Genomic DNA, 23997 nt, shown 5'->3' on the forward strand with positions numbered 1-23997 from the left:
TGCATGTATTAGGCACGCCGCCAGCGTTCGTCCTGAGCCAGGATCAAACTCTCCATAAAAGGTGTCTTTATCTCTCGGCTGAAAGCCGATGGATAATGAGCGCCGAATGTGAGCTGATTGCTCATTACGTTTATTGCTTTTCTATAGCTCAGTGAGCTATAGGGCATTTCGCTCGTTGTTCAGTTTTCAAAGAACAAATATTGTTTCTTTTTGTCGACCACCTTCTCAGCGGCGACCTTTATAATATATCACAGTAGGCATCCATAATGCAAGCATTATTTTTTTACCAGCTGTTTGCATCTCGCATCCTTTAATCAGGCGCGAACAATAATGTAGCATAGATCGATCCCGTGAGTCAACACCTTATTTCTTTTCACTTTGATATTTGTCCTAATCCTCTCTTTACAGTACTGTCCATTGAAGGCCAAGAATAAGCAGGATCCCTGGTACGCCTAATAAAACCACTGTGGCAACGGTGGCTGGATTAAGCGGGATATAAAATCCTGCGATCCACCCTGAAAAGTTTAGAACATATAACACCAAGGCAACTGCAATCAGATGAAGTGCAAATCGCTTCAACACCGCCCCTGTGATTCGATTTCTAATGAGAATTACAATTAACATGACCAGGGAAACAATAAGCAATGTAAGCCACACTGTCTTCATCCCGTTTCTCCCTCCCTGCACGACGACCAATTAACAGGCATCTTTTTCGCATGTCTAAGCAGCATTTCATAACGTTTCTCCGCCGCTTCAATAGCAAAAATCGCATAATCAACCTGATCCTTCCCCAATGCATATTCAAAATGCCGCTGAGCATTGACCCAGTCACGATGTGCCTCCCAGATCTCGTTAACCAAATCTTGCACCAACTGATCCTTTTCGCCGCTTATTTTGCTGCGTTGTATTGACCCCTTTATCCACCACTTCATCCTGAACCCCTCCCGCTTGTCCCGATTAAGCGCTCACTATTACCATCTTATCGATGGGGAGTTAAACTTAGAACCAATCCAGGCAAGAGATTCTTATGCCAAGCAGAAACGGCTTACGCCGCCTTTGAAGACGGAGAGATCCGTTCGCGGTAAATGCTAAAAAAGTATAGAGTGAAAACTTATACAAGCTTAGCATTCAAAAAAACCGTCTGGACAATTTGTCCAGACGGTTTCTTCACAAATCAATGCAGTTCACGGCGGCCTTCAAGCGCCTTCGATAAAGTAACCTCATCCGCATACTCCAGATCGCCACCTACAGGCAATCCATGCGCGATCCGGGTGACTCGGATTCCAAAGGGCTTCACAAGCCGCGACAAATACATCGCAGTAGCTTCGCCTTCAATATTCGGGTTCGTTGCCAGGATGAGCTCTTGCACGCGTTCATCGCTCAGTCGCCCTAACAATTCGGCGATCCGGATCTCTTCCGGCCCAATCCCCTCCATCGGAGATATGGCCCCCTGCAGCACATGATACTGGCCTTGAAATTCCTTCGTCCGTTCCATGGCCACAAGATCCCTCGATTCCTGAACGACACAGATCACTGACGCGTCACGCGTCTTATCCTGACAGATCCGGCACGGATCGACATCTGTAATATTACAGCACACCGAGCAGTAATGAAGATTTCTTTTGACGCTGACAAGCGCTTTGGCAAAATCGATAACGTCATCCTCTTTCATCCGCAGCACATGAAAAGCCAGCCGAGCGGCGGTCTTAGGACCGATCCCCGGCAAACGCGAGAATGCGTCGATTAATTTGGCGATCGGTTCGGGATAAAACATCTTCTAGAAGAGTCCCGGAATTTTCATGCCGCCGGTAAATTTGCCCATGTCCTGGTTAGACATTTCTTCTGCCTTAGTCAAAGCGTCATTAACAGCCGTCAGGACCAGATCCTGAAGCATTTCTACATCCTCCGGGTCCACTGCTTCCGGTTTGATTGTAATATCAAGAAGCTTCTTATGGCCGTTTACAGTTACAGAGACGACGCCGCCACCGGCAGTTCCTTCAATTGTCTTGTTTCCGAGCTCCTCTTGAGCCTTCATCATTTGCTCCTGCATCTTTTTCACTTGTTTCATCATTTGATTCATATTGTTCATTTCCATTCACCTCATCATATGAATATATAACTATTTCCCATCCTCGGTTACGACGACCAGCTCTTCACCAAACAGCTTCACCGCTTCATCAACCCATTCCGGACGGCCAGGCTCAGAGCGCGGATCCTCTGACTGCAGTTCGAGCAATTCACCTCCGGATGACTCCGGCTGCCCCTCGGAGGCCGCCATCCAATCCTTCACCATTACCGTCGTAAATTTTAAATCCCGCTTAAATACATCTCGTAATACTTGCTCGATAACCTCTCGGTTGGCGGGCTTCTCCGTCGTTTCCCGATGAATCGTATTTTTGAAAGCGATAAGAACGGAATCATCAATCGCGGATACCGGCTCCCCATTAATTAACCAAGCGTGGATCGAAATCCCCGCCTCTTTCACACGCTGCAGCACTTCACTCCACTGCATCCGTATCTGCTGGAACTCCGCACTGTTACGCGTTCCAACATAAGGGTCAAGTTTGACTGGCATCCGGCTTATGCCACCGCCTGATGGGCTGCCGGCAGCCCGGTTGCCAAAGCCGCCGCCTCCCCGTGACGGTGCAGCAGCAGGGGCTCCCGCCCCCGTATGCTGGGCAGCGCCCGGCGCAGAGCCTGCAACAGACGGGCCGCTGCGCAGCAGCTGCTCAAGCTTGCGCTCAAGCGCTTCTACCTTCTGCTGCAGCTTAACCACTTCTGCGGTAGATGCCGCCCCGCCTGTGGATGCCTCCTGATAACCTTGCGCTTCGGAAGAGGCTTGCGCCCCGCTGTCCGGGAGCGTGCAGATTTTCATAAGTGCAACCTCAAATAAAGTCTGAGGCTGTACAGCGTGCTTCATTTCCACCTGATACTGATGCAGTACATCAATCATCCGAAACAAGCGGTCGCGGTCAAAAGCCTGAGCCATGGACCGGAACCGCTGCGCATCGACGATTCGCTCGGTCATCGCTTTGCCATCCGGAATCAGCTTTAACAACAACAAATCGCGGAAATAATACACGAGATTCTCCAGACATTTATCCGCAGCCTTTCCTGCCAGCATCAATCCGTCCACGAGCGGCAGTATGGCCGCAACATCCCGTTTTTGGATGGCTTCGGCCAATTGGGCAAATTGTTCAGAGGCCATTCCGCCGGTCACATCGACCGCATCCTCGAGCGTCACGCGATTCACCGCAAACGCAGAAACCTGCTCAAGCAGGCTGATCGCGTCGCGCATACCCCCATCCGATAATCTGGCAATATAGACTAACGCATCTTCGTCCGCATCAATCCGCTCATCCTCGCATATTCGCCGCAAGCGTTCGGTCTGTTCCTCAAGGGACACTTGACGGAAGTCAAAACGCTGGCATCTGGAAATGATCGTTGCAGGAAGCTTGTGCGGCTCGGTTGTCGCAAGAATAAAGACGACATGGCCCGGAGGCTCTTCTAATGTTTTTAGCAGCGCGTTAAATGCCTCGGAGGTCAGCATATGCACTTCATCGATAATATAAACCTTGTAACGAACCTCCGATGGCGCGTAACGAACCTTATCTCTTATGTCTCTGATTTCATCAATACCGCGGTTTGATGCGGCATCAATCTCCACCACGTCCATAACTGAGCCGGCTGTTATGCCAAGGCAGGCCTCACATTCATTGCAAGGCTCCGTGGAAGGGCCGTCTTGGCAGTTAATCGCTTTCGCGAAAATTTTGGCCGCGCTTGTCTTGCCTGTTCCCCGGGGACCGTTAAACAAATAAGCATGTGAGATACGCTGCTCCCGAATCGCATTCTGCAGCGTTTGGATGATATGCTGTTGACCAACCATATCCTGAAACGTCTGCGGACGCCAGGCTCGATATAAAGCGATATGGGACACACAGACCTTTCCTTTCTACCCGCACCTCGCGGATATTCATCCGATGGTTCTATTATACACTATCATTATCGTTAGAAAAACTCCTGGCATCAATCCGCCGTATTCCGTGCCCGCTCTTCAATTGAGCACGGAATACTCACTGTAAATATCGTTCCGATCCCCTTCGTCGAGACCCGAATGACACCACCCATCTCATGGATAATGCGCTGGCAAACCGATAAACCCAGCCCTGTGCCATTTTGCTTTGTCGTAACAAAGGGATCAAATATTTTATCAATGATGCCGGGCGGGATTCCCGGGCCGGTATCATGAATATCGATATTGATCCAACGGACAAACCCGTTAACACGTTCAATTTTACCGGACACGGTCAAGACACCGCCTTCGCTCATCGCCTCAATGCCATTTTTGCAAATGTTGAGGAACACTTGCTTGAGCATCTCCCGATCCGCCACAACCCGCGGCAGCGACGCATCCGGATCAAACTGGACCACAATGCCGTGCAACAGCGCTTCATTGCTTACAATCGGCATAATCTCCTTTAACACCATACTTAGCTCCACAATATCAAAATTAACGTCTTTGGGCTTGCTGAGCAGCAGAAATTCACTGACCAGGTTATTGATCCGTTCAATCTCGTTTAGCATAATTTCAGTATAGCCGAATTCCTTATCCAACCCCTTTTCAAGTAAGGTGCTTTTAAACATTTGCAGAAACCCTTTAATCGCGGTAAGCGGGTTGCGAATTTCATGTGCCGTCCCGGCCGCAATCTGCCCGATCATCGCCAACCGGTCGCTTCGCTGCACCTGTGCTTCAAGTGAACGCAAGTCGGAAACATCTTTGAATATCACATAAGCGCCAAGCAATTGATTCTGTTCATCCTTCAGCAAATTGGCATCCATTAACAGTTCCCGCCGCTCGTCTCCACTTGCCCACTGCAAAGGATGGTTACGAACCGGTATTTCTTCAACCACCATCTGCTTTAATAATTGATGCTCCAGCGGTGCTCGCAGGAACAGTTCCTCCATTGTCCTGCCCACAACATCCTGGCATCTGACGCCCAAAACCCGACAAGCCAGCGGACTCATATCGCTAACACGGAAATCGGGCTGCAGCAAAATCACGCCCAAACTTTCATCCCTCAAAATCATTAAAGCGAACTGCTGCAGCAAATCCCCGGTTTCCAAGGGATCTGTACGGTGCAATAAGGCAAGCCGCCGCATTTCTGAGGATTCGTTCATGAATTTCATCATCGCCAAGTCCGCCTCCAGATTCCCGCCATTCGCCTTTCGTACCCTAACGGCGGCAGGTCGTCTCCTCTCCTTAACCTTCGATGTAGCCCGTTCTTCTAACTGTTCAATTATTTCATACATTGATTTCCCGGCAATATCCTTCCCTACGAAGCCAGTCTGCCTCAAAAACAGATCGTTTGACCTTTCTATAACCAAATCGGAATCCATAAGAATCATCATTGTATAGGGGAGCGTGTTCAATAAAGTCTCCAATGCATCATCGCGGACAAAAATAACATGCTCGGATGGTTCACAGTACAACAGCTATCACCCCTTCAGTCCGTTCATACCGCAGCTTGCATGCTTAGACCATTTCAACTATTTCTTTTAGTATTCTCTTCCATTTCATAAGATTCCTTCCTATTTTGAGAGCACTAGCCCTGAAATGAAAAAAAACATCTTTCAAGCAGTCTGTTGGTAGTCAACTCTGCTAAAAAGATGTTCCTCATCTTAACTATTCATGGTGAAAATGTTACCGTGCACCTGCCCTTGATTAATGCGACCCAGGCGGCACTCTTGATTCCAGCTCTGACCAGGCACTCCCCCGGCACATAGACAAACTTGCTTACGGCTGCTTCCTTCCGGACCTGACCGGGTTCACAAGCGTCCATTGCGGAGGACCCGACCGTCAACACTGTTCACAAGCGCCAGACCCTACATCAACATAACCTAAAGCAGGAATTCAACCTCGCTACAGCGGATTGCGAGTTACAGGGCACCGCTACCTCCCCGTCTAGCACGGCAAAAATAAGTATATCCGATTCCACTCCAATACGCAACCTGGCGGATAAAGTTAACAAGTCTCAGCGTTTTATCTTTACATGAATCGTATAGCGCGGCATATTGAACTGCAACATCTCTTGCGCTTCTTTCGCAAGGCTTTCGATTTGGGCCTCGCTAAGACCCCTGTTAGGAACCAGGCGCACATAGATATGGGGATCTTGATTCGTAAAGTGCACATCTTCAATTCCGCCAAGCTGCCGCAGTTTTTCTTCCATAAAGTTAAAATCATTGGTGTAGCTGTAATAATGGATATTATTGGGCAAATTCGGATTGCTGTTGGACAATCCCAAATAACCATCGTGCCCGTAAGTTTTCGGTCCGGTATCACGCAAATGATCATCGCCGCATCCGGATAAAAGCAACACGCAGGCCAGCAGGACAAACCAGGCTAACGCTTGTCTGCGAGTGTATTTAAAGCTGATCAGCCTTATCATAAAAAAGCCTCCCTTCATACCATAGGATGGCTGAGGGAGGCTCTTGTATTCTGCTAATTTGAGGCAGATGCCGGTAATTAGATACCGTATTTCTTTTTGAATTTGTCGACGCGTCCACCAGCATCCAAGAACTTCTGCTTCCCGGTAAAGAACGGGTGGCAAACGGAACAAATCTCAACACGCAGGTTCGGTTTAATCGAACCGGTCTCGAAGCTGTTGCCGCATGCGCAGGTTACAGTGGTGACATGGTACGTCGGATGAATACCTTGTTTCATCGAGTTCACCTCTTTCTGCCCTGAGTCAACGTGCGGACCCAGAGTTAAATCACACATAAACGAAGTATAACATGAAGGGTTCACTTTATGCAATGGAATTATTCGCTCAGCGCGGCGTGCCGTCCATTTGCCTTTTGATCGGCGGTACATGTGTATAAGATCCCATAACGACATCCGGCAGCTCCGCTTCAAATATTTCCATGGCCTGCTTCATTCCGTAAATTTCACCCTGCGCTTTTGGAATAAGCTCCAAGTAGCTCTCCGGATCAATGTTCAAATTACGAAACTGAATGAGCCTCAGGCCCGTACGCTTGGCAAATCCGATCATCGCTTCAATTTCCTCTTCCCGATCGGTGACTCCTGGAAAGATCAGATAGTTAATCGAGGTATAGACCCCTTTATCCGTCGCATATTTAAGCGACTTTTCCACATTAGCAAGCGTATATGCCCGCGGTTTGTAATACGCGTTATAATGATCATCCAGCGCACTGATGGTGCTGACGCGCATCAGATCAAGGCCCGCGTCGACAATCGCACGGATATGGTCGGTCAAGCCTGCATTGGTGTTAATATTGATATACCCGAGTGAGGTTTGGGCACGCACCCGTTTCATCGCCTCGACAATAATCGCCGCTTGCGTAGAGGGCTCGCCCTCACAGCCTTGTCCAAAGCTTATAATGGACTCTGGCGTTTTTAAATGCTCCAGCATAATGTCCACGACCTCATCAACCGTAGGCTTGAAGTTCATCCTCGTTTGAGGGGCAGGAAAGCCGCTGTCATCCGGCTGCTCGGATATGCAGCCAAAACATCCGGCATTGCAGGAATAGGAGACGGGAACCGCTCCTTCCCACCGCTGTAGAAATGTATTTGATGCGGTCAAGCATTCGTAGCCAAGAGCGCAATGGGACAAGTGCTTGTACAGACGGTTCTCCGGATATTTGTCGAGCAGCTCGTTTACACGCAGCTCCAGCTCGCCGCGGTCGCAGTTGAGCGGATTCCAACGCTCTGGATCGTCCGTTGGTTTGGCAGCGACATAGAAAGCCCCGTCCTTCCAAACCACAGCCGAGTATCCAAAGAGCGGAAGCTTCTGTTCTTTGTCCGACTTCACGTAACCGGGTAGAGACAAGCGTGTGAAGCCTTGCGGCAGCAGCGCTCCGACCGCTTGCACCTCACCGGGCAGCAGCTGCATTTCGCCCGTATTCGGGTCCATGCCAACCGGTCTGGTAAACGGCAATCCGACAAGCGTCGCTCCATCGGGCAGTGGAATTAATTCGTCCTCAAGCAGCTCCACGACCATATCGCCGCTTCGGCCGAGCCCATAATAGTCCGGATGATCGAAAACATTGCCTTGTTCATCGGCAAATACGAGATTCATGTTGTTCTACCGCCTTTGTCTTAGGATACCGGCGTCGACCGCACCGGCCGCCTGCCAGTCCCCCCGCTTCCCGAAGACGCCTGCCGGTTCGACCCTGGTCTTTCCCCAACTGTCGAAGCATCCAGCGCATCGAGAAACTCAGTATTGGTCTTACTATCTGCCAGCTTCTTCAGGAAGTTATCGACGAATTCCAAGGAGTCATTCATTCCTTTGCGAATCATCCATACTTTATCCAGCTCTTCCTTCGTCAGCAGCATTTCTTCACGGCGTGTTCCCGAACGGCGAATATCGAGCGCAGGGAAGATCCTCCGCTCAGCCAGTTTCCGATCGAGATGGAGCTCCATGTTACCGGTTCCTTTGAATTCCTCATAGATGATATCATCCATACGCGAGCCGGTTTCGATCAGCGCCGTCGCGAGAATCGTCAGGCTGCCGCCCTCCTCTACGTTCCGCGCGGAACCGAAAAACCGTTTCGGACGATGGAACGCAGCCGGATCGATACCGCCGCTAAGCGTACGGCCCGAAGGCGGGATAACCAAATTGTACGCACGAGCCAGACGGGTAATGCTGTCGAGCAGAATGACTACATCTTTCTTGTGTTCCACGAGCCGCAAAGCTCGTTCAAGCACAAGCTCCGCTACCTTGATATGGTGCTCCGGCAGTTCGTCGAATGTAGAAGCCACAACTTCCCCTTTAACCGAACGTTGCATATCCGTTACTTCCTCTGGACGCTCATCAATCAACAGAACGAATAGCTCGATTTCCGGTTGATTTGTCGAGATACTGTTGGCGATCTCTTTCAGCAGGAGCGTTTTACCCGCTTTGGGAGGTGCAACAATCAAGCCCCGTTGTCCAAGCCCGACTGGGGCAAGCAGATCCATGATACGCGTTGATAGATGGGATGGAGAGGTTTCTAGCACCAGTTTTTTCTGCGGATATAGAGGGGTTAGAGCAGGGAAATGAAGACGTTCTGAAGCATTATCGGGATTCTCCCCATTGACCGCATTCACTTGCAGCAGTCCGAAATAACGCTCATTCTCCTTGGGCGCCCGACATTTGCCGGAGACGAGATCTCCTGTCCGGAGATCAAATTTACGGATTTGCGATGCAGAGATGTAAATGTCTTCGGTGCTTGGCAAATAATTAATCGGCCGGAGAAAACCATACCCTTCCGGCAAAATTTCAAGCACGCCCTGCATAAACATCAGACCGCTTTTTTCCGCTTGGGCTCTTAAAATGGCAAAGATCAGTTCCTTCTTCTTAAGCTGCCCATAATAAGGAATTTGATATTGCTTGGCTAACTTATAAAGCTCCGTCAGCTTTAACTCTTCCAGATCTGCGATCTGCAGTTCCGTCATGTTCTCACCACTTTATTCAATTTTCATCCAGCATTGCCGGATTTCGGCCTATCTATTCGTTCTCACGCCAAACATCGGCTCCGAGACGCCTCAAATTATCAACAAGGAAATCATAACCCCGGTCGATATATTCAACGCCGGTAACTTCTGTGACGCCTTCGGCCACCGTCAAGCCAGCTACTACTAAAGCTGCACCTGCACGTAAATCAGCCGCGCTGACCTTGGCCGCATTAAGCGGCCCGCCCTCGATGATGGCAGATCGACCCTCAACACGAATATTCGCGCCCATGCGCATCAGCTCAGGTACATGCTTAAAACGGTTGCTGTATACAAAATCAGTCAAAATGCTGACACCGCTCGCTTGCGTAAGCAAGCTGGTCATCGGGGATTGCAGGTCGGTTGCGAATCCTGGATAGATCAGCGCCTTCACATCCACCGATTCATAAGATGGTTGTCCGACGATTCGGATCGATTCATCCATCTCGTAGACATGAACGCCCATCTCCTGCAGTTTTGCTGTCACAGCTTCCATATGCTTGGGTATAACATTATCAATCAGGACATCACCGCGGGTTGCGGCGGCGGCAATCATGTACGTCCCTGCTTGAATCCGGTCAGGAATAATGGAATGTCTGCAGCCATGCAGGCTGTCTACGCCTTCAATTCGGATCGTCTCTGTTCCTGCGCCTTTAATCTTGGCGCCCATTGCGTTCAGAAGAGTAGCTACATCTATAATTTCAGGCTCTTTTGCCGCGTTTTCAATAATTGTGGAGCCTTTTGCCCTGGAGGCAGCCAGCATAATATTAATCGTCGCCCCTACGCTCGCGACATCAAGATAGATCTTAGCGCCGCGCAGTTGCTTTGCTGAAATACGAATCGAACCATGATCATTCGTAACTTGTGCGCCTAGCGCTTCAAAGCCTTTAATATGCTGGTCAATCGGCCTGGGCTCAAAGTTGCAGCCTCCCGGCATGCCGATAACTGCCTCGCCGAATCGGCCAAGCAGCGCACCCATTAAATAATACGATGCGCGAAGGAGCTTCACTTTGCCGTTAGGCATAGGAATCGAACGCATGGAGGAAGGATCAATTCTTATTGTATCGCCTTCCCAGGTTACCTTGCCACCCAGATCCTCCAAGATTTCACTAAGAACCGCTACATCACTCAATTGCGGTAAATTATCCAGCACGACCTCGGATTCAGCTAGTAAAGAGGCCGGCAGTAAAGCAACCGCACTATTCTTTGCACCGCTAATTTGTACAGTGCCGCGAAGCGGACGACCGCCTCGAATCATTAATTTCTCCATGTGTATGCTAATCCTCCTATTTGGAAGAAAACAAAGGAAAACCGCCCGCCAGTGGCAGCAAAGGTAGACTCCATATACCAAATTACCCTGTGGATCGACATTTGCATCGCCAAAGCTGGCAAAGGCGGTTATCACTCTGCTTCGGAAGTTAGGCTTGGTTGCTGCTGCCAAATAGCCGGATTTTCTCTTGAACGACAGCTTTCATTGCATTACGGGCAGGTGTCAAGTATTTACGAGGATCGTATACAGTAGCGTTGCCTGCAAGCACTTCGCGGATCGAATTGGTGCAAGCGACTTGATTCTCGGTATTTACGTTGATTTTGCCTACGCCTGCTTGGATAGCCGAACGAATCGCTTCGTCTGGCACGCCGGATCCGCCATGAAGAACAACCGGTACCGGAATCGCATTGGCAACCTGTTGAATGATATCATAATGGATTTTCGGCTCGCCTTTGTACATACCATGTGCAGTACCAACAGCAATAGCCAGGCAGTCTACGCCTGTTTCTTCGTAGAAGCGAATCGCTTCTTCCGGTTTTGCCAAGCTTGCGTGCTCTTCGTCAACGCTGATATCATCTTCAACGCCGCCGATTGTTCCCAGCTCGCCTTCAACGGATACACCCATCGCACGAGCTGCTTTAACGACTTCTTTAGTCAGAGCAATGTTCTCTTCGAGAGAGTAGTGGGAACCATCGAACATAACCGAGGAGAAGCCAGCGCGGATACATTTCATCGCAACTTCAAAGCTGCTTCCATGGTCCAGATGCAGTGCAATCGGCAGTCCGGACTGTTTTGCAGCCGCTTCTGCGATCGCTACGGTAAATTCGATACCCATGTATTTCAGGGCGCCTTCGCTGACACCAAAAATAAACGGGGATTTTTCTTCCATCGCTGCTTCAACAATCGCCTGAGCAAACTCCAGGTTGTTCATGTTGAATTGTCCAACAGCAAACTTGTTGGCTTTTGCTTTAGGCAAAAACTCATTCATAGAAACCAATGGCATGGTAACTCTTCCTCCTACACACTTATTATCTCAAGCCCGTTCCGACTTGTCATACTGAGTTATTATACCACATTAGGACAGGGATTGGTAAAGGGCTTTTGGACTGGCCCGGACAAAACAAAAAGAGGTCCGGTCAGGACCCCATGGCGTAAATATTATTCGACTCTCCGCCTCGAAGCTGCATATTCACAGCCACACGCATCTCATCGATATCAAAAGGCTTTGTAAAATGCATGAGCGCACCCAAATCCGTCGCTTCCTTAATCATGTCCAGCTCGCCATAAGCCGTCATCATGATTACTTTGATCTCCCGATTAATCGCTTTGATGTGCTTCAGTATTTCCAGACCGTCCATTCCTGGGATTTTCATGTCCAGCAGCACCAGATCCGGCGGCTCTTTCGTGACGATCTCCAGTGCAAGTTTTCCGTTGGAAGCCTGAAAGGTATGGTAACCTTCGCTGCTGAATACTTCCACGAGAAGTACGCGAATTCCGTTCTGGTCATCGACAATCAACACTTTCTTCTTCTCCAACTTAAACCCTCCTACAAGTGAGCGACACGTTCATCCGATTGGTCAACTCTTCCATAATCGTTAATATATTCGCGCCGCTCTGCCCATTATCCTGCTCGCAGCTGGAAAAAAAGTAAATCCTTTCTGAATCAACTAAAACGTTAATTTAAAAACAAGGCCGTCTCCTCCATCAGAAGAGAGACAGCCTTGACTTACAAACCGTTAATTTCCGGAATATTTCAATGCAGCTTGAACGAAATCACGGAATAACGGCTGTGGACGATTCGGGCGCGATGTGAATTCCGGATGGAATTGAACCGCGAGGAACCACGGATGGTCCGCGATCTCAATCATCTCAACGAGCCTTCCGTCAGGCGATGTGCCGGTAATGCGAAATCCAGCCTGCTCGATCTGTTCACGGTATTCATTATTGAATTCATACCGGTGACGATGGCGCTCATATACCAGCTCATCCGAATACGCATTCCAAGCCAGCGAATTCTCTGAAATTTTGCACGGATAAAGCCCCAGGCGCATTGTGCCGCCCAGATTCTCGATATCCTTCTGCTCCGGAAGCAAATCAATAACCGGAAAGGATGTGGATGGATCGATCTCGGAGCTGTTGGCATCCTTCAAGCCGGCAACGTTGCGCGCATATTCGATAACCGCAACCTGCATGCCCAGGCAAATGCCGAAGAACGGCACTTTCTGCTCGCGCGCGTGGCGAATGGCCGTGATTTTCCCTTCGATACCGCGGTCGCCGAATCCGCCCGGAACAAGAATGCCGTGTACGCCCTGCAGCGCATCCGCCACATTTTGATCGGTCAGCTCTTCAGCGTTAACCCAGCGCAGCTTCACCTCGGAATCGGCGCTGATGCCGGCATGTCCGAGCGATTCCACAATACTGAGATATGCGTCATGCAGTGCGACATATTTACCGACGATCGCAATTTCGGTCGTCTTTTTAAGCGTTTTGACCCGTGTGACAAGCTGTTCCCACTCTGTCATATCCGGTGCATTTGTATTTAATTTCAAGTGGTTAACGACAATGTCATCCAAGCCTTGCTCACGCAGGTTAAGCGGCACTTCATAAAGATTCGAAGCGTCTACGCACTCTACCACCGCATTGGCATCGATATCACAGAATAACGCGATTTTGCGCTTCATATCCTCAGACAATGGATATTCCGTACGGCACACGATCATATTCGGCTGGATGCCGATGCTGCGCAGTTCCTTGACGCTATGCTGAGTAGGCTTGGTCTTCACTTCGCCTGCCGCCTTAATGTAAGGAATCAACGTAACATGAATATACATCACATTCTCGCGGCCGATGTCGCTCTTGATCTGCCGGATTGCTTCCAGAAATGGCAAACTCTCGATATCACCGACCGTACCGCCGATTTCCGTAATGACCACATCGGAGTTAGCTTCCTTGCCTGCACGAAACACGCGTTCTTTGATCTCGTTCGTAATATGCGGGATAACCTGTACGGTTCCACCCAAATATTCGCCGCGGCGTTCCTTGGAAATGACAGTAGAGTAGATTTTACCGGTCGTGACATTGCTGTTCTTGGAAAGATTAATATCAATAAAACGCTCATAATGACCGAGATCAAGGTCGGTCTCGGCCCCGTCGTCGGTGACGAATACTTCACCGTGCTGATAAGGGCTCATTGTCCCCGGATCGACGTTGATGTATGGATCAAATTTTTGAATGGTAACTTTCAGCCCTCTGTTCTTGAGCAGTCTGCCGAGCGATGCGGCCGTAATGCCCTTGCCTAGCGATGAAACAACGCCGCCCGTTACGAAAATATATTTTGTCACTGTGTTGATACCCTCCAAGCTCTCTATGGTTAATGTTAGGTTTGCCCAATTCGGCGATATAAATGGCACACCGAGCACACTAAAAAACAAAAAAAGTGACACCCGTCGCTACGGGGCACTTTTCGTCTTTTTCGAAATATAAATGTTTCGCAAATCAATAGCCCATGCAATAGTTTACTCTGTCCCACTTGCGCTGTCAAGGCTTGTATAAAACCGATTATTTGCGGTCATCATCATCCGAGTCATCATCTTCGAAATCTTCCGTTTCTTCTTCATCGTCGGACTCGTCAAGGTCTTCATCATCCGTCTCTTCTTCCAGATCTTCATCGTCGATAACCACTTCTTCATCGACTTCGGCTTCTTCTTCGCCTTCTTCGAAGATGTCTTCGCTATCTTCATCATAGATATCGTAATCTTCGTCATCCGCTACATAGGTTTCTTCTTCCTCATCCGTGAACATGTCATCATCATCATCGTCATCGTCGTTGATAATGCGCGGACGTTTGGCATTGCCGACCGGATCCTCAGAACGTTCAACCGGATACCACCGCTTAAGCCCCCACATGTTGCTTCCTACGCAGGCAAATCTGCCGTCAATGTTAATCTCCGTATACACCTGAGCGATAATCTGGTTGATCTCGTCCTGGGACAGCTTGCGGATTCTGGCGATCTCCAGTATTAAGTCCCGGTAGTAGAACGGAGTATTAGCCGCCTTTAACACCTCAAATGCCAAATCAACCATCGGCATCTCTTTTATTCGTTCGGGATCGATCTTCAACGTTATCTCGCTGCTCATATCGACACTTCCTCTCACGCAATATATGCTGGACTTCATTATTCCTATCCATTATCACCCTATAGTAAAACCTATTTCCATCAAAAAAGCAAGCACCTTTACCGCCATGCCAGAGGCTTGTCCGTCTATGAACGGCTTGTATGCAAAAATGAAAAAGCGAAGGGGCAAACCTTCGCTTTGACTGTATCCTCCCGGACGCGATTTTGATACCGGTCCGAAATGGCAAGAGCCGAACACGACTCTCACTTCCATACTATGTCCGCTGCTCCGATTTGACAAAGCTCCCAGCCCATTTGTTTGAAAAAAGGCCACTTGCTTATACAGCTCGGGACGCTCGTTCATACAATAGTGCAGCATGGTCCGTCGGGAGGGGAAGCTAATATTGGATACAACCGCTTTTCTCCGTTGGTTGCACAGCATAATGGCCGGTTCGGGCAGTGGAACAAGAAAGCGGATTATCCGTTTTCGACACCGTAAGGATTACCTGCAATTTATCCAAGCATCGTCAAAATCGACACAGACCCGGCCGCTTTTGCAATCTGTAAAACATCTGCCGCTCATTCAAGCGATCTCCTGCCCCCTCCCGGATACGGGAATACTTCCGTACCTGGGAGACCGCATATGGGTAGAGGACGATCGCCCGCTGAACGTACACTCCATCTTGAAGAAATCTGCCGCTGTGGACAAAGGGATTCCCTGGGGAGTCAAGCAAATCAAAGCCCCTTTAGCCTGGAGCCAGACAACCGGCCACCGCATCAAAGTAGGCGTAATCGACACCGGAGTGGACTTCAACCACCCAGATCTGCGCCATTCCTTATCGCGCGGCATCAACCTGCTGAGCCGCGGCATGCTGCCATACGACGATAACGGGCATGGCACGCATATCGCAGGAACCATTGCCGCCGCCAACCAGCTCCACGGCATGATCGGCGTCGCTCCCCGATCGACGATATATCCGGTTAAAGCGTTCGACTATAACGGAAGCGCCTACGTATCTGATATTATTCTCGGCATCGAATGGTGTGTGCGCAATCAAATTCATGTCATCAATATGAGCTTTGGCATGAAAACGCGCAGCAGAGCGTTATTGAATGCCGTCATTAACGCTTACAATGCCGGAGTCGTTATTGTCGCTTCTGCAGGCAATGACGGCAACCGCAAATCGGTCGACTATCCCGCACGTTACCCTCAGACCCTTTCCGTTGGCGCCACGACAAGGCTTCGCCGCATCGCCCCGTTCAGCAACCGCGGGAGCGATATCGACATTTATGCCCCCGGAGATAAGATCGTCTCCGGCTGGCTGCGAGGCCATTATAATGAAATGAGCGGCACCTCGATGGCTACTTCACACGTCAGCGGCGCGATTGCGCTGCTGCTTGCCCGGCATCCCGCCATGTCGCCAGCGGATATCAAAGCGACCCTTAGGCGGTCGATGAGGCCGCTAAGAGGAACGAAAGCTCCCCGATCAACCGGGGAGCTCGATATATTGAAAATGCTGCAGGCCGCGGACCGATAAGCTTTGCGGCCTCGTTACATACGTTCCGGCGCGGATACACCGACAAGCCGCAGTACGTTTGCGATGGCAGTACGCACCGCTGCCAGCAGCGCGAGGCGTGCCTTGGTCTGCTCCGCATCCTCTGTAATGACCCGCTCGGCACGGTAATAGCTGTGGAACAACGAAGCCAGCTCATACACATACCGGATTAAACGGTGCGGCGCATATTGTTCCGCGGCTTCAGCTATTTCCTGCGGCAGCTCCCCGATCTTGCGCAGCAGATCGAACTCTGCCTCTGCCGTCAGCTTCAATAGATCGGCCGACTCCAACCCGTCAACGGCAATCCCTTGCTCTTCAGCCTGACGGAAGATGCTGCAAATCCGCGCATGCGCGTACTGCACATAAAATACCGGATTCTCGTTGGAGGTCGAAATCGCCAAATCCATATCGAAATCCAGATGCGAATCCATACTGCGCATGGTGAAGAAATAACGGATCGCATCTACGCCTACCTCATCCATCAAATCTTCCATCGTGACCGCCTTGCCGGTCCGCTTCGACATCTTCACCTTCTCGCCGTTCTGATAGAGGCTGACCATCTGGGCGATCAACACGACCAGCTTCTCCGGATCGTTGCCCAGCGCAGCCATCGCCGCTTTTACACGAGGGATGTAACCATGGTGGTCGGCACCCCAAATATTGATCATCCGGTCGAAGCCGCGGCCGTATTTATCGCGATGATAAGCGATATCGGGCGTCAAATAAGTATAGGTTCCGTCATTTTTCACAAGCACGCGGTTTTTGTCATCCCCGTATGGCATCGTGGACAACCAGGTTGCCCCTTCCTCCTCGAAAACCTGGCCCCGCTCGCGCAGCGCCTCCAGCGCCTGCTCAACTTGCCCGCTTTCATAAAGAGAAGTCTCGCTGTACCATACATCAAAGCCAACCCGGAACCGTCCAAGGTCGCGCTTAATTTTGTCCAGCTCCCGTTCCAGTCCGAACTGGCGGAAGAAGGCGTAACGCTCTTCCTCCGGCAGCGACAGCAGACGGTCGCCCTCCTGCTCCACCAGCTGGTTGGCAAAGCCGAGGATATCGGCGCCATGGTAGCCATCTTCCGGCATTTCCGCATCCTTGCCGAGCGCCTGCAGGTAACGTGCCTCGATTGATTTCGCCAAATTGGCAACTTGATTGCCCGCATCATTGATATAATATTCCCGCGTTACTTCATATCCTGCATAATCAAGCACATTACACAGAACATCGCCGACAGCCGCACCCCTTGCGTGCCCTAGATGAAGGCTGCCGGTCGGATTGGCGCTGACAAATTCCACCTGCACGCGTTGTCCGCTGCCCACGCCGATGCGCCCGTAATTGTCTCCTGCCTGCAGCACTTCCTGAATGACCGGATACAAGTAGCTTTTATCCATGCGAAAATTAATGAAACCCGGTCCGGCGATTTCAGCGGACACGATCGATGCGCTCTCTTTGTCCAGATGGGCCAGGATCGCTTCGGCAATCTGTCGCGGATTGCGCCGTGCCAGCTTCGTCAGCTGCATCGCCGCATTGGTCGCAAGATCGCCATGTGTTTTTTCCTTCGGCACCTCCAGCGCGAATGCCGGCAGCTCTTCTTTTTCCACGAGCCCTGCGGCTGCAACCGCCTCGGCGATCGCCTGTTTCACCTTCGTGTGCAATTGCTCCAATACATTTTCCTGTATACTCATTGTTCAGAAACCTCCTCAATTTTTAGCCGGATTTGAAATCGGCCGATATGCTGTTCATTCATCCATAATGTATAGCCCCACTCGATCGTAAGCGGCAGATCAAAGGGGACGCCATCCCCTGCCGCATCGCTGTCGCTGCCGGGTGCATCTGCGTAAAATGACAGCCCGTCTGTGACCGTCTCCATGGCAAACGCCACGTTTGCCGTGCGGTAGACGCCTGGCCTGCGCACCCCCGGCGCGAATGTTTGCTCTGTCTCCACATCGCCGCGCCGCGTAATTTTCAATTCCTCTTCGTTCCATCGGACGGTCGTTCTTACCTGACCATCCTCCTCCGATTCCTCATAAAGCAGAAAAACGGAGCGATGCTTCTGCACCCATTCCCCAACATATTCATGCATCGTCACCTCGTCTTCCTGCCTGCTTTCGAGCGTTATATGCACCTTTCGTTTTGCTGACCGCATAATATTCCCGCTTTCCCTCAGTATGGTTGGCTTTTGGACCGAACCTCGTTATGATGAGAATAGCACAATATTCATTTTCATAGAAGGGACGTGCAAAAGGTGGATTTCAGCTTGTTCCCTATCCTGACCGACCTGGAACGTCGCTTGCCCATCTATTTGAACAATTTAGGCGGATGGATTCATCAGGACCTGATGGAACGCCCGCACGGCTTCGCCGAATATCAATGGCTGCAGGTAACCAGCGGCAGAGGCTTCCTGCGCGTTCAAGGCCGCGAGATGACGATCGGTCCCGGTCAAGGCATGCTGCTGCTGCCGAATGAACCTCACGCTTACGGACCGCTTGAAGCCCCGTGGGGAATTAAATGGGTGACCTTCACCGGCAATCGGACGGCAGAAATGCTGCAGGATCTTGACCTGCACTGCTCGGAGGTATTTTATCTCGGCAATCCCGATGTTTCCTTAAAACATCTGCAGGAGATGTATTCCCTGCTCCAATCGCCGCATCCGACAACCGGACTCGAAACCTCCGCAGTGATCTACCGCTTACTGCTCGACATATACCGCTACGGCTCGCGCACGGAGCTGCGTTCACGCAAGCATCAGATGGACGTCCTCTCGCCCGTGCTGGATTATATGGAACTGCATTACGATCGAACAATCGCCCTGGCAGAGCTGGCGGAGCTGCTGAAAGTCAGCCCTCAGCACGTCTGCGTGTTATTCCAGCAGGCGCTTGGCGTACGGCCGATTGAATATTTGACCCGCATCCGGATCCGCAAGGCCAAGGAATTGCTGCTGCTGCATCCCGATGCTGAGGTCAAAGCCGTGTCTACCCAAGTAGGCTATGAACATCCCAGCTACTTCATTAAGCTGTTCAAGCAGCAGGAAGGCCTCACGCCGGTCATGTTCCGGCGCATCCATCTGAGCAGGCTGTGAGCTGCATTGGGCAGTCACTTCGAAATAAACAAAAAGCCCCGTCTCTGTGAAAGAGACGGAGGCTTGGTCCGCGGTGCCACTCTTCTAGTATCCGTCCGCTTGCTCACAGACAGATCCTCTTTAACATGATAACGGAATGACCGGATTCCCCTAATGAGCGCGCCCGTTCACAGGCAGTCCACGCTTCAGGAAATCAACTCCCGGGTCCGCTTCCATCGCTCTCCGCACCGGCTTCCACCACCCCGGCTCGCTATCGCTAAGAGCTAGCGACGTACTCTCCCGTTCCTTGTTGTTGCGTATATATACTTACTTCACAAACCCAAGCAGCATCTCACGGATCAGCTTGGAGGCAACGATCTGCGTTTGTTCTGTCGGGTCATAAGCCGGCGCTACTTCCACCAGGTCAAAGCCGACGATGTTCACGTCAGAGCCCGCAATCGCGTGAACCGCTTCGAGCAGTTCCTTCGACGTAATGCCGCCTGCTTCCGCAGTGCCTGTGCCAGGCGCGCAGGAAGGATCCAGCACATCGATGTCGATGGTCAGGTACACCGGACGGCCTGCCAGCTCAGGCAGCACCTTCTTCAGCGGCGCCGCCACTTCGAACGGATAGAAATTAATATTCTCGCGCGCGTACGCCCACTCCTCGCGGGAGCCCGAACGAATGCCGAATTGATAAATATTTTTACCGCCCATCAGCTCAGCAGCCTTGCGTACCGGCGTCGAGTGCGACAACGGCTCGCCTTCGTACTGCTCGCGCAGATCAGCATGCGCATCGATATGAATAATCGCCAGATCAGGGTACTTCGCGTACACCTCCTGGAACACAGGCCACGATACGAGATGCTCGCCGCCCAGGCCGACCGGCATCTTGCCATCGGCCAGAATGCCGCGCACAAATTCACCGATAATCTCCAGGCTGCGTCCTGCGTTTCCAAAAGGCAGCAGCAGGTCGCCCGCATCGAAATATTCAATATCCTCTAAGCTGCGGTCCAGATAAGGGCTGTATTCCTCCAGCCCGATCGATACCTCGCGAATACGCGCCGGGCCGAATCGCGAGCCCGGACGGAACGATACCGTGTAGTCCATCGGCATCCCGTAAATAACTGCCTTCGATGCGGCATAATCGTCAGAGCTCAGGATAAACACGTTACCTGAATATTTTTGATCGAGTTTCATAAGAAGCTTGTCCTCCTCGCTATCAGTTGTTGATTTACTTCACGAGATCTTCCACAAACTTCGGCAGCGCGAACGCCGCTTTGTGGAGACGCGGGGAGTAGTATTTGGTATCGATGTCCGGAATCGTCGTCTCATCGACTTCGAGCGGATCGTATTTTTTGCTGCCCATTGTAAAGGTCCACAGACCGCTTGGGTACGTCGGCACATTTGCCCAGTATACGCGTACGATCGGGAACACTTCCTTCACATCGCGGTTTACGCTTTGGATCAGGTCCGCTTTAAACCATGGGTTGTCCGTCTGTGCGACGAAAATGCCGTCTTCCTTCAATGCTTCATAGATGCCTTGGTAGAAGCCGCGCGTAAACAGGTTCGCTGCCGGGCCTACAGGCTCGGTGGAATCGACCATGATCACGTCGTACGTATTCTTATGGTCATGAATGTGCATAAAACCGTCGTTCACGATCACCTCTACACGAGGATTGTCCAGCTCGCAGGCAATATTCGGCAGATATTTCTTCGAATACTCGATTACTTTGCCGTCAATATCAACCAGCACCGCTTTCTCGACTTTCGGGTGTTTCATGATTTCGCGGATTACGCCGCCGTCGCCGCCGCCAACTACGAGTACATGCTTCGGATTCGGATGCGTATAGAGCACCGGATGAGCCACCATTTCATGGTAGACAAACTCATCCTTATCGGTCGTCATAACCATGCCGTCCAACACCAGCATCGTGCCGAACTCTTCCGTTTCGATCATCGCGAGCTCTTGGAAATCGGTTTTTTCGTGCACATAGGTTTCTTTAATCTTCGCTGTGATGCCGTAAGTGTCCGTTTGCTTTTCTGTATACCATAATTCCATTGTATGGATCCCTTCTTTCCGTCAATCGTTCTTCCGTTATTATAGTAAACCAGGACGAAAAAGCAACCTTTCTGCACCTTCTAAACAAAAATTAATATGACAACATTGCGAATGAATAGGTAATTCCGCATTTTTCCATACTAAGGGGAAGGAGAAGTTTTCCAGCCGAAAGGAGAAGCTGCCTCATGCGCAAGTCAACATCCTGCACCAATAAGCCCCGCCGCTGGCGGTTATCTGCCCGAATCGAGCAGTGGCTGCCTTTCTTATGGCGTTTAAATAAGCTCATTCAATTAGCAGGCATCGCCTTAACGGTCTGTTTGGTCGCAATGGCCGGCTTCCTGCTTTATTTACGCGCGCAGTCATTGCCTGCGGCGAATATTAGCCAAACCTCACAAATGTTCGATCTGCAGGGCCATGTCATTGATACCTTCCACACGGGTGAAAACCGCCGCTCCGTGCCGCTTGCCAACATTTCGCCCAATCTGGTGCAAGCTACGCTGGCCGTCGAGGACCGGAGATTCCGCGAGCATTCGGGCTTTGATATGAAGGGAATGGCGCGTGCCGCATTCGTCAATCTGGAGAGCCTCTCCAAGAAGCAAGGCGCCAGCACCCTGACGCAGCAGCTCGCCCGCAACCTGTATCTTACCCATGAACGAACATGGACACGTAAGCTCAAGGAAGCGATGTACACGATCCAGCTTGAGATGACCTATTCCAAGGATGAAATTCTAGAGATGTATCTGAACCAAATCTATTACGGCCACGGAGCCTACGGAATTGAATCGGCAGCCCAGCTGTATTTCGGCAAATCTGCGGAGGATCTCACCCTTGCGGAAAGCACCATGCTGGCGGGCATCCCGAAGGGGCCCAAATATTACTCGCCCTATATGAATATGAAGAACGCCAAGGACCGTCAAAAAATGATTCTTCAGACGATGGCCGATCAAAGCCTGATCACGCAGGCCGAAGCGGACGCGACATATGACGAGCTGTTATCCCTGCGCACGCTCGGGGAAGGCAGCCAGGAAGGCTTCGCGCCTTATTTCCGCGATTACATCCGGCTCATCGCCGTGGATAAGCTCGGCATTGACGAACAGCTCTTAACGGAAGGCGGCATCCGGATCTACACAACACTCGATTCCAGCATGCAGCAGGCCGCGGAAGCGGCCGTTGCCGAAGGCATGCCGGAGTCGTCGGAGATGCAGGCCGCGCTCGTCGCGATCGATCCGCGAAGCGGTTATGTCAAAGCGATGGTCGGAGGGCGGAATTATAAGGCCAATCAATACAACCGCGTTTTCGCCAAAACACGGCAGCCCGGCTCTTCGTTCAAGCCCATTCTCTATTTGACGGCGCTGCAGGAAGGGGGAATGACACCCGTCTCGCAGTTCAAGAGCGAGCCGACGACATTCACCTACGACGAAGGGCGCCAAACCTATGAACCGAGCAATTACAACGACAAATACGCACATGAATTTATTGATATGCGCAGGGCGATCGCCAGCTCCGATAACATCTACGCAGTCAATACGGTCATGGCCGTCGGGCCGGAGAAGGTCATTAACATGGCGCGCAGGCTTGGCATCGACAGCCCGATGAAGCCGGTGCCCTCCCTTGCGCTGGGGACCTTCCCTGTCAGCCCGTTCGAGATGGCTTCGGCATTCGGCACGCTGGCGTTCGGCGGCAAACGCGTCGAGCCAACGGCCATATTGCGGATTGAAGACCGGCGCGGTGATGTAATATACGAAGCGAAGCCCCAGGAGACGCAAGTCGTTGAACCGGCGCATGCGTATGTACTGACCAGCTTGATGGAGAGCGTATTCGAAGCAGGCGGGACGGGGTACCGCGTATCGGCGATGCTCAAGCGGCCGGTAGCCGGCAAGACCGGCACAACCTCTTCGGATGCGTGGCTGGTCGGTTACACGCCGGAGCTTGCGACTGCGGTCTGGGTCGGCTACGATAAGGGCCGCAGCATTACACCCGCCGAAGCGCACCGGGCGGCACCGATCTTCGCCACCTTCACAGAAAAGGCGCTGGAGGCGGTACCGCCAAAGATCTTCCCGATGCCTGAAGGCGTCGTGAGCGTCTATATCGATCCGGCAAGCGGCCTGCTTGCTTCAGCCGCTTGCAAAGACAAGCGCTTGGAAACCTTCGTCGCAGGCACGGAGCCGGCGCTGCCTTGCGGCGGACATAGCGAAGGCACAGCCGGTTCTTCTAATGGCGCTGATCTACAAGAGCTCGAGGATATGCATGAGGAAAAACACCGTTCCTGGTGGAGTCATCTGAAGCGATGGTGGGGGGAGTAGCTCCGGGGATAAGCGCAAAAAGGCGTCCGCAGCCGATCAAATCGGCTGCGGACGCCTTCTACAATTCTTCTATGGATACGAAGCTGCCTCAGGAAACGATCTTTCCAACTTTTCCACGCTTGCCTCTGTCTGTAACCTTATGTTCATCG

22 protein-coding genes, 1 rRNA gene, 1 other RNA gene and 1 other annotated feature are annotated in these 23997 nt (G+C 51.3%); of the genes, 3 read left to right on the top strand and 21 right to left on the bottom strand.

What is annotated here, in order from left to right; all coding sequences use genetic code 11:
- The 17 genes from IEW11_RS23420 to rpoE form a co-directional block, all read right to left on the bottom strand.
- Positions 1-59 (bottom strand): 16S ribosomal RNA (locus IEW11_RS23420); the annotation flags it as partial.
- Between the two features lie 343 nt (positions 60-402).
- The gene (locus IEW11_RS23425; RefSeq protein WP_188533521.1) at positions 403-666 is read right to left on the bottom strand and encodes a pro-sigmaK processing inhibitor BofA family protein; all 264 of its coding nucleotides are present in this window, start codon (positions 664-666) and stop codon (positions 403-405) included.
- The gene (locus tag IEW11_RS23430; RefSeq protein WP_188533522.1) at positions 663-932 is read right to left on the bottom strand and encodes a DUF2508 family protein; all 270 of its coding nucleotides are present in this window, start codon (positions 930-932) and stop codon (positions 663-665) included. Before IEW11_RS23430 ends, IEW11_RS23425 begins: the two co-directional genes overlap by 4 nt.
- Before the next feature lie 242 nt (positions 933-1174).
- A complete protein-coding gene (recR, locus tag IEW11_RS23435; protein ID WP_188533523.1) occupies positions 1175-1774 on the bottom strand; it encodes a recombination mediator RecR in 600 nt (199 codons plus the stop codon).
- Between the two features lie 3 nt (positions 1775-1777).
- Positions 1778-2089 (bottom strand): YbaB/EbfC family nucleoid-associated protein, encoded by a 312-nt coding sequence (locus IEW11_RS23440; protein WP_188533524.1) that lies wholly within the window; start codon positions 2087-2089, stop codon positions 1778-1780.
- 30 nt (positions 2090-2119) lie between these two features.
- Positions 2120-3937 carry a DNA polymerase III subunit gamma/tau gene (gene dnaX / locus IEW11_RS23445; RefSeq protein WP_188533525.1) on the bottom strand — a complete coding sequence of 606 codons (1818 nt, stop codon included), beginning with the start codon at positions 3935-3937 and terminating at the stop codon, positions 2120-2122.
- Positions 3938-4026: 89 nt separating this feature from the next.
- Positions 4027-5490 (bottom strand): ATP-binding protein, encoded by a 1464-nt coding sequence (locus IEW11_RS23450; RefSeq protein WP_188533526.1) that lies wholly within the window; start codon positions 5488-5490, stop codon positions 4027-4029.
- 214 nt (positions 5491-5704) lie between these two features.
- Positions 5705-5971, bottom strand: an RNA gene (gene ffs / locus IEW11_RS23455) — signal recognition particle sRNA large type.
- 61 nt (positions 5972-6032) lie between these two features.
- Entirely contained in the window at positions 6033-6446 is a 414-nt protein-coding gene (locus IEW11_RS23460) for a hypothetical protein (protein ID WP_188533527.1), read from the bottom strand.
- A gap of 77 nt (positions 6447-6523) precedes the next feature.
- Positions 6524-6721 carry a 50S ribosomal protein L31 gene (gene rpmE, locus IEW11_RS23465; RefSeq protein WP_188533528.1) on the bottom strand — a complete coding sequence of 66 codons (198 nt, stop codon included), beginning with the start codon at positions 6719-6721 and terminating at the stop codon, positions 6524-6526.
- Positions 6722-6827: 106 nt separating this feature from the next.
- The gene (locus IEW11_RS23470) at positions 6828-8096 is read right to left on the bottom strand and encodes a radical SAM family protein (protein WP_188533529.1); all 1269 of its coding nucleotides are present in this window, start codon (positions 8094-8096) and stop codon (positions 6828-6830) included.
- Between the two features lie 20 nt (positions 8097-8116).
- Positions 8117-9454 (bottom strand): transcription termination factor Rho, encoded by a 1338-nt coding sequence (gene rho / locus IEW11_RS23475; protein WP_188533530.1) that lies wholly within the window; start codon positions 9452-9454, stop codon positions 8117-8119.
- A 52-nt stretch (positions 9455-9506) separates the two neighbouring features.
- A complete protein-coding gene (gene murA, locus IEW11_RS23480; protein ID WP_188533531.1) occupies positions 9507-10760 on the bottom strand; it encodes a UDP-N-acetylglucosamine 1-carboxyvinyltransferase in 1254 nt (417 codons plus the stop codon).
- A 148-nt stretch (positions 10761-10908) separates the two neighbouring features.
- On the bottom strand, positions 10909-11763 hold the full coding sequence (fba, locus tag IEW11_RS23485; protein WP_188533532.1) for a class II fructose-1,6-bisphosphate aldolase: 855 nt from the start codon (positions 11761-11763) through the stop codon (positions 10909-10911).
- Positions 11764-11896: 133 nt separating this feature from the next.
- A complete protein-coding gene (locus tag IEW11_RS23490; RefSeq protein WP_188533533.1) occupies positions 11897-12295 on the bottom strand; it encodes a response regulator in 399 nt (132 codons plus the stop codon).
- A 201-nt stretch (positions 12296-12496) separates the two neighbouring features.
- On the bottom strand, positions 12497-14101 hold the full coding sequence (pyrG, locus tag IEW11_RS23495; protein WP_188533534.1) for a CTP synthase: 1605 nt from the start codon (positions 14099-14101) through the stop codon (positions 12497-12499).
- A gap of 217 nt (positions 14102-14318) precedes the next feature.
- Positions 14319-14897, bottom strand: a complete 579-nt coding sequence (gene rpoE / locus IEW11_RS23500; RefSeq protein ID WP_188533535.1) for a DNA-directed RNA polymerase subunit delta — start codon at positions 14895-14897, stop codon at positions 14319-14321.
- 382 nt (positions 14898-15279) lie between these two features.
- Here rpoE and IEW11_RS23505 point away from each other — a divergent pair, with 382 nt between their 5' ends.
- A complete protein-coding gene (locus IEW11_RS23505) occupies positions 15280-16413 on the top strand; it encodes a S8 family peptidase (protein WP_229725625.1) in 1134 nt (377 codons plus the stop codon).
- A 14-nt stretch (positions 16414-16427) separates the two neighbouring features.
- Here IEW11_RS23505 and argS read toward each other — a convergent pair whose 3' ends face one another.
- Both argS and IEW11_RS23515 read right to left on the bottom strand, forming a co-directional pair.
- Positions 16428-18113: an arginine--tRNA ligase gene (argS, locus tag IEW11_RS23510; protein ID WP_188533536.1), complete on the bottom strand. Its 1686-nt coding sequence runs from the start codon at positions 18111-18113 to the stop codon at positions 16428-16430.
- Entirely contained in the window at positions 18110-18574 is a 465-nt protein-coding gene (locus IEW11_RS23515; RefSeq protein ID WP_188533537.1) for a YwiB family protein, read from the bottom strand. The genes argS and IEW11_RS23515 overlap by 4 nt, the downstream gene beginning before the upstream one ends.
- A 111-nt stretch (positions 18575-18685) precedes the next feature.
- On the opposite strand from IEW11_RS23515, the gene IEW11_RS23520 reads away from it, so the two are divergent.
- A complete protein-coding gene (locus tag IEW11_RS23520; protein WP_188533538.1) occupies positions 18686-19507 on the top strand; it encodes an AraC family transcriptional regulator in 822 nt (273 codons plus the stop codon).
- A 48-nt stretch (positions 19508-19555) separates the two neighbouring features.
- Positions 19556-19803: a binding site (T-box leader), on the bottom strand.
- A gap of 10 nt (positions 19804-19813) precedes the next feature.
- On the opposite strand, the gene speB is transcribed toward IEW11_RS23520, so the two are convergent.
- Together speB and speE are read right to left on the bottom strand one after the other, a co-directional pair.
- A complete protein-coding gene (gene speB, locus IEW11_RS23525) occupies positions 19814-20683 on the bottom strand; it encodes an agmatinase (protein WP_188533539.1) in 870 nt (289 codons plus the stop codon).
- A 34-nt stretch (positions 20684-20717) separates the two neighbouring features.
- The gene (gene speE, locus IEW11_RS23530) at positions 20718-21545 is read right to left on the bottom strand and encodes a polyamine aminopropyltransferase (protein WP_188533540.1); all 828 of its coding nucleotides are present in this window, start codon (positions 21543-21545) and stop codon (positions 20718-20720) included.
- Between the two features lie 185 nt (positions 21546-21730).
- On the opposite strand from speE, the gene IEW11_RS23535 reads away from it, so the two are divergent.
- Positions 21731-23848, top strand: a complete 2118-nt coding sequence (locus IEW11_RS23535) for a transglycosylase domain-containing protein (RefSeq protein ID WP_188533541.1) — start codon at positions 21731-21733, stop codon at positions 23846-23848.
- Positions 23849-23997: the final 149 nt, after the last annotated feature.

The organism is Paenibacillus abyssi (assembly GCF_014640295.1).
GTDB classification, from domain to species: Bacteria; Bacillota; Bacilli; order Paenibacillales; family Paenibacillaceae; genus Paenibacillus_D; species Paenibacillus_D abyssi.